Source organism: Paracoccus marcusii (assembly GCF_006151785.1).
GTDB classification, from domain to species: Bacteria; Pseudomonadota; Alphaproteobacteria; order Rhodobacterales; family Rhodobacteraceae; genus Paracoccus; species Paracoccus marcusii.
Genome location: NZ_VDDD01000245.1, coordinates 1 through 1,389, shown reverse-complemented (window position 1 = coordinate 1,389; position 1,389 = coordinate 1). Strand labels below are relative to the sequence as shown.

1 protein-coding gene is annotated in these 1,389 nt (G+C 58.1%); it reads right to left on the bottom strand.

The window, feature by feature from the left end; all coding sequences use genetic code 11:
* Window positions 1–224 precede the first annotated feature (224 nt).
* Window positions 225–1,223: a hypothetical protein gene (locus FHD68_RS18540; RefSeq protein WP_139086588.1), complete on the bottom strand. Its 999-nt coding sequence runs from the start codon at window positions 1,221–1,223 to the stop codon at window positions 225–227.
* Window positions 1,224–1,389: the final 166 nt, after the last annotated feature.

Sequence of the window (1,389 nt, the reverse complement as noted above, 5' to 3'; positions counted from 1 at the left end):
AACGGCGGCGGCAATGGGAACGGCGGCGGCAATGGGAACGGTGGCGGCAACGGGAACGGCGGCGGTCGGGACTGAGCAGTGGGCAGGCCGTGTCTGAGGACTGCGGGCAGCCAGCGACAAACTGTTCGTCACGACAAAGTTGGTGCAGCCAACAGAGTAATCGCTGCATCTGTCAACGTAGAAGACCCGGCACGTCTTGAGTGCCGGGATATTGTTTCAGGGGCTTACAGAACCCCTCGCGCAACACGGATCATCTGAAGAAGCTCGTAATTGGGATCATTCAGCCTAACGAGTTGCCCGTTCACGACAGCATAGTTCTCATCGTTTCCCAATCGTGGCAGGCGATAAAGGCTGATCAATTCATCCTGTGTCAAAGCAGCGGTCGGGGCGATTGGCGTTCCGGCCGTGAGATCTGGAACCTCTGCCATCTGATTGACCAGAAGCAAGGACCTGTAATCCTCATTGTCAAGCAGAACAGGCAATCCGTCGATCAACGCATACCGCTGGCCTTCTGGTGCAGGATCAAGATCGAAAAGCGTTGCGATCTGATCCGACTGCAACAGCATCGACTCTGGATCCGGATCGACCAGAGCTTGGGAGCTGAGCCATTCGTCGCGGCGTTCGACCCAGATCGTGTCGTACCTATCCTGATCATAGGACACCCATTCATCATAGGTGACACCATTTTTCGCCAAGCCTGGTGGAACGCAGGGGGGATCCTTCTTGGCAAGGCCGGGCGGGCAATTGAGATAGGTGATCAACTCGTCGCCGGGAACATTCGCCACAAGCAGCTGGGGAGTCAAAAAAGCCAGCGCGGTCGCGGCCAGCACGCGCCTCATGTCACGATCTGTGGGCGCTGCCGTCGATAAGAGGCGATTTAGAACCTCTTCACGCTCTGCCGTCGTGAAGCGTTGCGGGCCTGGGGCACCATTGCCGTTTTTTCCGCGGGCACGCTCGGCGCTTCTGTTTCCTCTGGCAGCGTGATCATTTCCGTTGCCCCTGTGGGCGTTCCCATTGCCGGGATTATCATTGCCGGCACTGCCCCGACCCCTTTTGGGCGGCTTGTCCTTGTTCTTGCCGCTGTTGCCTTGGGCCAGCCAGATGTGCTCGCTTGGCGCGCCTCCGGCGTGCGCCCTGTTGCCCTCTCCATGGATCGGGGTAGCGAACGAGGATGTCGACGATAAGGCGAACGCCATGGCGGCATTTATGAAGAACCTGGTCATGGCGGACACCTCTTGTTCGACAATGAACTAACTATATGGCGACGTGATCTTTCGGATTTGGCTTCCAGCCGAAAATGGATTCGCCGGGCACCACGTGACCTGCCACGGGTCTTTCATCCAGCCGCGACCGGAGTCCAAGGGTTGTTTACGCCGATTGGCGCAGGTT

Coding starts and splice junctions, on each gene's coding strand:
- FHD68_RS18540 (WP_139086588.1), bottom strand. CDS start 1,223: ATGACCAGGTTCTTCATAAATGCCGCCATGGCGTTCGCCTTATCGTCG.